The organism is Dysgonomonas sp. 37-18, assembly GCF_001899125.1.
Lineage (GTDB): Bacteria > Bacteroidota > Bacteroidia > Bacteroidales > Dysgonomonadaceae > Dysgonomonas.
In genome coordinates, this window is the sequence record NZ_MKVC01000028.1 from 1 (window position 1) to 8,556 (window position 8,556).

Here is an 8,556-nt window from a genome sequence, read left to right on the forward strand (position 1 = left end):
GCGTGTTATCTAAATGGCTACGCATAACCATATACTGAGCATAATGGTGCTTATGAATAGTGATGCATAAGCATCATTGTGTAGGTGGTTATTACTCAAAAGCCGATTCGCTGATACTTTCGGCTTGTATTGATGGCAAACGCATTGAAACAATAGAGGTATCAATCTCGCAATTAAAGGTTATTCAAAGCCGTGGGGTATGTAATAAGAATACCAAGCACCACGATAGAATAATTCAACTTGTAGAGCAAAATATATCACTGATAGAAAATAGATTAGCAGCGTGATGAAAGAGAATATTTACACCTTATTTGTTGGCTTCCGAAAATTGGGAGAGTTCAAATCCATTTTGGAAGCCAAGAAGTTTGCTCAAAACTACAATCTGGCAGGAGCGTTTAATCTTATAGGGGAGAGTTATAGAGATAGCTGGTATGTATTTAAGTCAGAGATTAAAGACAATGAAAATTAAAGATATTACAGGGAAGTCCATCGAGGTAACAAATTTGAATAAGGCTATCAAACAATGCAAATTATGCCAAAATAGTCCATTTCTGATGGATTCGGGGCATACAGTTGGAGAGAATTACACATTTATGCTTCGACAACTCGATGAACTGAAACGAAAATCTAAAACTTGACGGCGGAGAGAAATTTCCGCCACTTCTTTTTCCATGAGCCACAAGAGGACTTTATGCGGGAGAAAAAGAAGCAAAAAGCCAAATTTTTTGGGAGCCTATTTATACCCCCAACAATGAAATATCCGATCGTCTATAAGCCATCGCATTTTCATTATTCATGTGTTTAATAACATATTGCGGAACAACCCACCTCTTTGAAGCCGAGTTTTTCATAAAGCCGTTTCCCCGCTTTGGTCGAATAGAGGTCGAGGACAGAAACAAAGATAGCGTCGGCATCGACAATCAGATAGTTCATTACAGAGGCAGCACAGCCTTTACTCGATGTTCGGGATAGGTAAACACGTTAAATTAAAGTTTAATCTCTCTCATTCTACTATTGTAAATTCGCCATTTGATGATACTAACATAGCTTCAACAGTTGCCCCTATCGGAATTGATTTATCAGGAAGTTTTACCCAACCTTCTACATCATCAGAATATATATAGCCTTTAGAATGATTCTCTTTTACGTATTTAACGGAGATCTTTTCTCCATAATCAGGCAAAGAATACTCATCCAAATATTCTTTTCTTGTTAATGAAATAGTTTGCCTTTCTTCATTAATATCTAAAATATAGAAACTGAAATTATTTCCGACAGGCAGATAAAATTTCAAATCCTCATTATCAATAAATGCGTAGTTAGAAATATTTTTTTTAAGTACATATGCCTGAACGATATGTTTATTTTGTGTAATTTCAATATGCACACTATTTTCAAAATATTCTATTACTTTTCCAATCACAGGGGAATCTACATCAACAGAAGAAATCCAAGCATCAAATTGATGCTCAAATTTTTGCTTAATACTAAATCGCACATTATTTTTTTCTGCATCAAATTCAGAAACGATGACTTTTATTATATCACCTGGTTTATAAATATTTTCAAACCGTCCTACGGCTCCCCATCCGATTTCTGACCACCAAATAAAACCTGTATTTGCCCCTTCAATATACTTTATTGCAATTCCTTTATCTGGAACAGTATAAGCAACTTCAACCTCTACTATTTCTCTATAATTTGATTCAAAATACTCCAATTCTGGAGTTTTGTTTAGTCGTTTGATTGAGATATCGATTTTTCTTCTATCAAAGTCAATTGAAATAATGCGAGCATCTATCTCATCATCAACTTTAAATTTTGAAGTATTGCATTCTTCTGCTTTCCATGACATTTCTTGTCTTGTAAGAAAACACTCAATCCCCTCTGTAAATTCGCAAATAATAGAAAATTCATTTATTTGCTTAACAATAGCTTTAATCGTATTTCCAGCTTGAAGGTTATCAATTACCTCTGTTTCCCAAGGATCTTTTAACCCTTCAATAAAACCAATAAAATTAGATATTGAAGGGTTATACCTTTCGATAGTTACATTTATAATATCTCTTATAGAATACTTTAAATTAAGGTCTAAAAAACGGCTATATGTTGCATTACGTTTCGGGATATAAACCCAAGATTTTAATTCATTATTTGAGACTTTAAGTCCTGTTTGTAAACCCTGTCTGTCTGTTTGAATTTTCTCTACAGTGCATGAATATATTTTGTCATTCTTCAATATTGTTTCAATGTAATTCTTAGGATCTGAGGATGTTCCAATATTCGAAAGAACAATGTGTTGTCTATCGCTGTCAAACTCAACAATTGACAAGAAAATTTCATCTTCTGATTGAAATACATTCCGAGCATTAGTGATTTCTATCTCAGAAAGTTGTTTATTTGGAATTTCAAATTTTAATCCAAAAGCATTAATTATAATTCCTTCTTTTTGGACACTGTCTACAATAGCAGGAACCTCATTATTATTTGCATAGCATTGCTTAAGGCTCTCCCATGCCAAATATGCAATTGTTGCTTTGTTTGGTCTTAATGAATAACAAGTTACAAAATACTCTGTCCCCTCTGCTGATACACATTTTATTTTCGGTTTTTTATTTAATTGGTCAAACCCTTTGGAGTGAGTGAGGACTTCAACTACAGTTGTGGCTCTTTCATAACCAACATTACCTCTTGCTAAAACATATACAGAATTATAATTTTCAGAAGCATAATAATCTGCCCATTTGGTATATGCGGATATTCCTTGGCTCTCCCATGTTTCTTCTTTTCCAACAAGAATTACTCCTATCTTAAAATTTTTTGATATATACTTAAGATTAGTCTTATCATCAAATTCTCTACCTGCTAATTCTTTAAACCAAGACAACAGTCCATTAGCCTCAATATTAAATTCATGACTTGGGGGTAATGTGTCTATTAGTTCTCCATAAAAATGAAATTCTGGCAAAAGCACATTTAAAAACAGCCCTCTATCATTAGTGGGGACAAGGATTTCAAATTCTCTTTTAGTAATTTCATCAAATTCATTGAACTTTTTACGAAAAGTAGTTAATACTTCTTTTCTATTATTTCGTAAAATAATATGAGTAGTAAGAAGGTCTATTGCCTTCGATGATGGTTTTTCTAAATAATCTTTTGCTTTTGTAATTAAGGCTGTTTGCACGAAATTTAATGTTGCATTATAGAAATTTAGATTATGGTCTTTTTTGTCGAAGCTAAGACAAATAATAGCCTCATTTTCTCTTAGCACATTCGATTGATTTTCAGATGTCACCCATTCTATTTTACAATTTGGAAGTACTGGTCTTTCAAAACCATTATTATAATCTTTTATAATGGAATTGATTACTCCTTCATACTCACTTTTAACTCCAAGTTTTCTTACCCCTTTGCCAGCCCACCCACAGAATGTCAAGATATCTCCCAGAACGATTTTTCCTTTTGCCCATACTTCTCCAAATAGATAAATATACGCAAGAGTTATCAAAACGCCACTCGCAAATAAAGGTAAACCTATTTTCACTAATTCATTCATACTTATTATTCTCCCTTTTTACGGTTATATTCTTCAACACAAGTTGGGCTATCACAAACGAATTCAAATATTTTATCTTTTCTTGGTACGAGAAGTTGAATATTATCGAGTGTTATATTTTTTGAACAGACACAACAAAGACGTTCTCCTTTTTCAATAGGTTCTAATTCGCTAATAGACAAAAGAAGTTTTTTTAAATCTTCTTTAAAGACTGCGGGTATTTTAGTTTTTTCAGACATTGTGTTTTTCTTTATTTTTTTTGCAAATATACCGATAATAAAAGACATGGTATAGAAATTATAGACCTTTCTTAAAGATTCATAATCAGGGAATTTACTTATTCTCATCTGCTATACTCTTATTTTGTAGCGAGAATATTTCAGGTAGAGTTAGATTTTTAACTTCGTTTCCGTTCATGCAATAGTTCGAGTAGACAATAACACCACCCTGTCGGATTCAAATAACGTTTGCCTTTCCTCACTTCATAATGCAAGTGGCTTCCCGTTACGACCCCCGTATTACCCACACAAGCAATCTGTTGAGTGATGTTTATTCGTTCCCCCACATTTACCAATATTCGACTTAAATGTGCATAGAATGAACGAAAACCACCTGCGTGTTGAATCTCTATAAAATAGCCATACCCCACATTGTAACCTTTACCAATCACTATTCCGTTACCTGTGGCATACACCGGAGTTCCTTTTACTTGTGGAATATCAATTCCTGTATGAAATTTTCGTCTTTTGTAGCATGGGGGCTTTCGCATCCCGAACCCTGATGAGATACGCCCAGACTTCTTTATTGGAGATATTACGGGATAGTCCGATAATTCGTCAATGGTCAGTTGTAAAGAATCAGCTATTTGCTGAAATTCTGTAATGGAATAGATCGGCTTCATACATTCTTCTATTTGTGATTTTCGTCTTTGAGAATTGCTTTGCTGTCCCCATGCAGGCAAATGAAGTAAAGCTATCAATAAGATTGTTATATATTTCATTGTCAAGTCTTATATAGGACAAACGCCCAAAGTATCTTTGAGCGTTTGTCTGATTGTTTACTATTCAATTTCTTCGCCCCAGAGTTCAACGTCTGTAGGAGCAGTTACATAAGCATAAATCATATTTACCCAAGTAACTATGTATGAGATTACCATCATCGTCATCATGACTATTCTGTTTCAGTTGGTAAATCTTCCTCTCCCTTGTCGTTCTGCCAACTGAATGTCTTTTGTACTATCTGTCCGTGGCTATCTTCGATATACACGTCTATCACTTGTTGGTCTGTAGAATGAGAAGTGTAATACATCCGAAACGTTTCTTTTTCCAATAGATATAAATCGTTTGGTAGAAGCACTGTGCCATTATCGAGCTGGAGCTCTCCTTTGCCATCCACTTGAAAATAGCGAATGTAGAATTTAGTGTCTTGGAAGTTCCCTTCTTTTACAATCTGCGCACGGATCTCCGCCACCTCTCCCTGAACGATTTTTTTCTGAACTGGCATACAAACCAGATCAAATGCGTAAACCTTATTAATATCCATATCGTTACTACAGGCTAAGGCCAGCAGCATTATCGCTGCCAGCCATGCTGTTATCCCGAAAAAAGTTTTTATTCTTTTCATCATTGTATTTGTATATTCTGTTAGACAAAAGAGGCTGTGCCTCTTAGTTGATTATGAATTTGATTCCAACACCGAACTGCCCATGAAAATGCCCCGTAGAGTTACCCCAGAGGATGCGTTCTCGCCCTGTAACGAGTAACACCACTCGGTCTGTCAAGTAGGTTTCAATCTCCAGTGTTATAGCTCCACCGTAGATAAAAGCATCTTTATGTTGAAGTGTAGAGCCATCGTATAAAGTCTTTTCGCCCCAATTCGATGTTTCATAGCCTGCAAGGGCAGAACCACCCAACGAAAGGAAAACAGTTTTGGACGGATCAGTCAGAAAATTGTAGTAATAACCTCCTTCAGCCGTGAATTGAGCTATCGGCAATCGTTTTTCCCGATACGGGTAATAGCGTTCCAAATATTCTGCACCGAACACCCATTTGTTGCCGTTCTTGGCATAAGTTGCCATTGCCACACCGAAATAATACCCTGCTTCATTATCGTTCTTGGACGAATAGATTCCATCCACCATACCACCCGTGAATTGTATGCCTCGCATACCCGGCAGTGAACGTTGCGCATGTGCTTGGTCTGTAAAGATTAGGCACAACACAATCGTTAATATAAGATATAACCGTTTCATCCTACTTCACTTTTAGTTCGTTAATAACCTTTGCCCGAACCAAATCAGCATTATCCAATGTAAACCGCTGATGGCGTCCACCTTCCTGTTCGTTCAATTCCACCACCAACATTTTGTCATCAGGAATTGTAAACTTCGCCAAAGTGAAAATCATGCGTTCTGTCTGCTGTCCACCTATCAGCATCAAATTATTGTAGGCACGAAGCGGCCAAATTACCTGCTCCTGAATAGCGGTACGTTTAGCTACTTTTTTATCTACAATCTTAAATGTGATAAAATCCACATTGAACGGCACGTTGGATGAGTTCTTTAGTTGCAGATGAAAATACAGCAGTCCGTTATGGGTATAAACACCTTTCAGCGTGTGTTGTATTCCGAAACGCTTCGAGCCGATGTGCTTTACCTCCCGGTCATTGTTTTTGTGTATGGACTGCATTATCAGTTTGACAAGTAAGGGGGATTCCTGCCCCAATTCTTGCATATAGACTGCCAAAGCATTGTTCGGACGGTTCACCGCTTCGCCATCGTGAAGGAAATCAGTCATTTCAACGGATAGTTTTACAGGCTCATCCGCATATTTTACATTGAAACTATAATATGCACCATCTTCGGTAATGACAGATAAGTTGCTCTCCCGACTGAAATCCCGCAAAGCAGCTTTCACTCTCAATACATTGTCCGTACCGTCCGCTTTCGCAGCGAGAAGATCTGCCGACCCTAAATCGACGTAGCGTATAGAAGCAGGGAATATTACATGTACTGTTTTATTAAAAGTGACCTCCAGAGCATAAGGTGGTATCATTCTATCGAAGGTCAGCGGGCGGGTAAAACTCTCGTAATAGTCTCCCGTTGTCGGCTTGGTATGTACCACAATGGTATCTTGGGATACTTCCTGTGCATGGGCTGTAAATACACTTACAGCAAGTGTTAATATTAAAAAGAATCGTTTCATACTTTTGATTTTAAATTCGTTAAACATTAATTTTTTAGTGGTTTCATTAATTTTCTTTGGGCAATAGCAGGAGCTTGTAATTTGCTTTGATGGTAACTTTTACCACACTCATCTTTTTACTGATATACTGTGAAGCCCCTTGTATCAGACCTTTACCCATATCGGCTACCAGCTGTGAACCTGCATTATCCGAAATCATAATGCTTGTTCCTGCTGATGATGCCAATGTAGAAGCTACTTCTTTGGCTGCTTTTACCTCGTCGTTGTTGGGAACAAAAATGCCTGATTGACCATCCATATCGTACACTTGCAGTTCAACCGGAATAATGTTTCCTGCATACTGAATGGAGTTGATCATTACCTCCAGACGTTCGCCACCAATCCGGCAAGCTCCCGTTACCAAGGTATTGGCAGGAATCAAGATTTTACCTGCTCTCATTGGTTCTAAAAGACGAAGTTGTACTTCTTTGCCATTGGTCAGGGTTACAGTCTGGTTCACACAAGCACGGATGCTGTTTTTATCCTTTACCTCTTCATTGCCTGCGACAGTCAAAAAACTCCTATTTCGGGGCTGGTTATATGTAGCAATAAATTCATCATTGGACATTGGAGCAGATAGTAGAGATACGACATTCTGATGTACTTGCTTAACGGGTTGTACTTTGACTTTCTCGCCTGTACGTGTTATATTTACATCTTCTGTTGGTTGCTCTCCCTGCTGTGCAGGCATATAGCGCGCTGCCATTTGGTAAGATTTTTCAAGCAAGGCTGTCTGTTCGTCCTCTTCCGCTTTTTTTGCTTCGGCTTCTCCCTGCTTTCGTTCCAATTCCTGTATCCGCTGTTCCATCTCAGACTGTGATTGTCTGTCCGTTTCGGCAGGCTTTTCGTACCAGTCACCCAATTGTTTGTTGATGTCCTGATAGGCGATTGCCGAGGACTGTATCGTTCGGGGAGTTGAACTTCGGGACTGTTCTGCTTGCAATGAAGTATTGTAGGCATTGTCCTTTTGTTCATATTCGCTTGACTCGGTATCGTTGAACATCGAGGAAAAGTCCTGCAAAGATTTCATTTTCTCTTGCTCCTTTTGCCGCATTGCTTCCCGCTCATAGGCATCCCGTTTGTCTCCCACAATACCCTCGTCTTTTGGCACGGGCAGTTCGGCATTGAAACCTGTAAGTCCTACCGCCTGCTCTTTTCCATCATCCGACGGACCAAAGATCAGCCACATCGCACCACCGAAGAGTAGGAAGAACAGCGGCATAATCAACATCTTCTTTCGTTTCTGTCTATCCGCCATTGATAGTTCTTGCTTTGGTAGCTTCGGAGGTTCTTTTTTAACCTCATTCTTGATTTCGGGAACAGGTTCTTCCTCCTGATTCGCTTTGTTATTGATTTGTTCGTCCATATTCGTAATTGTTGTTTAGATTGTTAATACTATCTCGCTGTTGTTCCAGTTGTAGTTTCAGCGATTCGATCTGCTCTATCTGCATCTTTTCTGCTTTATTCTTACCAAAATTGTAAATAGAAGAAAAGGTCATGTAGATGGAAAGACCACCGAAAACAAGGAACATGGTTATCACAAGGATAATCCGTCTGTCGGGGGTAAGTCTGCCGAGCAAGCTCCGCAGACCATCCTCCACCCATTCATTGATGCTATTCATTATCTTTCGTATCATAGCTTTACCTACCTTTCCGATATCCGAATATCCCGATTCTCCACAATCTCGAATTTCTCCATCGTGAAACCGTGAGGGTTATTGTCCGAGCGTACCGAGTTGATCAGATTGCAACGGGTAA

At 37.9% G+C, this 8,556-nt stretch carries 10 protein-coding genes and 2 pseudogenes; 3 read left to right on the forward strand and 9 right to left on the reverse strand.

Annotation, left to right across the window (positions count from 1 at the left end):
- Window positions 1–71: 71 nt before the first annotated feature.
- From BGO84_RS10310 to BGO84_RS10320, 3 genes and pseudogenes are all read left to right on the forward strand, one after another.
- Window positions 72–287 (forward strand): annotated as a pseudogene (locus BGO84_RS10310) (PcfJ domain-containing protein); the annotation flags it as partial.
- Window positions 287–469, forward strand: a complete 183-nt coding sequence (locus BGO84_RS10315) for a hypothetical protein (protein WP_291029025.1) — start codon at window positions 287–289, stop codon at window positions 467–469. The pseudogene BGO84_RS10310 and the gene BGO84_RS10315, both read left to right, overlap by 1 nt.
- Window positions 459–638 carry an NADH-quinone oxidoreductase subunit F gene (locus BGO84_RS10320; RefSeq protein ID WP_291029026.1) on the forward strand — a complete coding sequence of 60 codons (180 nt, stop codon included), beginning with the start codon at window positions 459–461 and terminating at the stop codon, window positions 636–638. The genes BGO84_RS10315 and BGO84_RS10320 overlap by 11 nt, the downstream gene beginning before the upstream one ends.
- A gap of 365 nt (window positions 639–1,003) precedes the next feature.
- Here the strand turns inward: BGO84_RS10320 and BGO84_RS10325 are convergent, their stop codons facing one another.
- The 9 genes and pseudogenes from BGO84_RS10325 to BGO84_RS10365 all read right to left on the reverse strand — a co-directional run.
- Window positions 1,004–3,556 (reverse strand): S1 RNA-binding domain-containing protein, encoded by a 2,553-nt coding sequence (locus BGO84_RS10325; protein WP_291029027.1) that lies wholly within the window; start codon window positions 3,554–3,556, stop codon window positions 1,004–1,006.
- A gap of 5 nt (window positions 3,557–3,561) precedes the next feature.
- The gene (locus tag BGO84_RS10330) at window positions 3,562–3,903 is read right to left on the reverse strand and encodes a hypothetical protein (protein ID WP_291029028.1); all 342 of its coding nucleotides are present in this window, start codon (window positions 3,901–3,903) and stop codon (window positions 3,562–3,564) included.
- A gap of 50 nt (window positions 3,904–3,953) precedes the next feature.
- Entirely contained in the window at window positions 3,954–4,556 is a 603-nt protein-coding gene (locus BGO84_RS10335; protein ID WP_291029029.1) for a M23 family metallopeptidase, read from the reverse strand.
- Window positions 4,557–4,726: 170 nt separating this feature from the next.
- A complete protein-coding gene (locus BGO84_RS10340; RefSeq protein ID WP_291029034.1) occupies window positions 4,727–5,179 on the reverse strand; it encodes a DUF3872 domain-containing protein in 453 nt (150 codons plus the stop codon).
- A 43-nt stretch (window positions 5,180–5,222) separates the two neighbouring features.
- Window positions 5,223–5,807 (reverse strand): conjugal transfer protein TraO, encoded by a 585-nt coding sequence (locus BGO84_RS10345; protein ID WP_291029030.1) that lies wholly within the window; start codon window positions 5,805–5,807, stop codon window positions 5,223–5,225.
- Between the two features lies 1 nt (window position 5,808).
- Complete coding sequence (traN, locus tag BGO84_RS10350; protein ID WP_291029031.1) at window positions 5,809–6,759, reverse strand: conjugative transposon protein TraN; 951 nt, start codon at window positions 6,757–6,759, stop codon at window positions 5,809–5,811.
- A gap of 46 nt (window positions 6,760–6,805) precedes the next feature.
- On the reverse strand, window positions 6,806–8,164 hold the full coding sequence (traM, locus tag BGO84_RS10355; RefSeq protein WP_291029032.1) for a conjugative transposon protein TraM: 1,359 nt from the start codon (window positions 8,162–8,164) through the stop codon (window positions 6,806–6,808).
- Entirely contained in the window at window positions 8,145–8,435 is a 291-nt protein-coding gene (locus BGO84_RS10360; protein WP_291029033.1) for a TraL conjugative transposon family protein, read from the reverse strand. The genes traM and BGO84_RS10360 overlap by 20 nt, the downstream gene beginning before the upstream one ends.
- 8 nt (window positions 8,436–8,443) lie before the next feature.
- Window positions 8,444–8,556, reverse strand: a pseudogene (locus tag BGO84_RS10365) (conjugative transposon protein TraK); the annotation flags it as partial.

Coding starts and splice junctions, on each gene's coding strand:
- BGO84_RS10315 (WP_291029025.1), top strand. CDS start 287: ATGAAAGAGAATATTTACACCTTATTTGTTGGCTTCCGAAAATTGGGA.
- BGO84_RS10320 (WP_291029026.1), top strand. CDS start 459: ATGAAAATTAAAGATATTACAGGGAAGTCCATCGAGGTAACAAATTTG.
- BGO84_RS10325 (WP_291029027.1), bottom strand. CDS start 3,556: ATGAATGAATTAGTGAAAATAGGTTTACCTTTATTTGCGAGTGGCGTT.
- BGO84_RS10330 (WP_291029028.1), bottom strand. CDS start 3,903: ATGAGAATAAGTAAATTCCCTGATTATGAATCTTTAAGAAAGGTCTAT.
- BGO84_RS10335 (WP_291029029.1), bottom strand. CDS start 4,556: ATGAAATATATAACAATCTTATTGATAGCTTTACTTCATTTGCCTGCA.
- BGO84_RS10340 (WP_291029034.1), bottom strand. CDS start 5,179: ATGAAAAGAATAAAAACTTTTTTCGGGATAACAGCATGGCTGGCAGCG.
- BGO84_RS10345 (WP_291029030.1), bottom strand. CDS start 5,807: ATGAAACGGTTATATCTTATATTAACGATTGTGTTGTGCCTAATCTTT.
- traN (WP_291029031.1), bottom strand. CDS start 6,759: ATGAAACGATTCTTTTTAATATTAACACTTGCTGTAAGTGTATTTACA.
- traM (WP_291029032.1), bottom strand. CDS start 8,164: ATGGACGAACAAATCAATAACAAAGCGAATCAGGAGGAAGAACCTGTT.
- BGO84_RS10360 (WP_291029033.1), bottom strand. CDS start 8,435: ATGATACGAAAGATAATGAATAGCATCAATGAATGGGTGGAGGATGGT.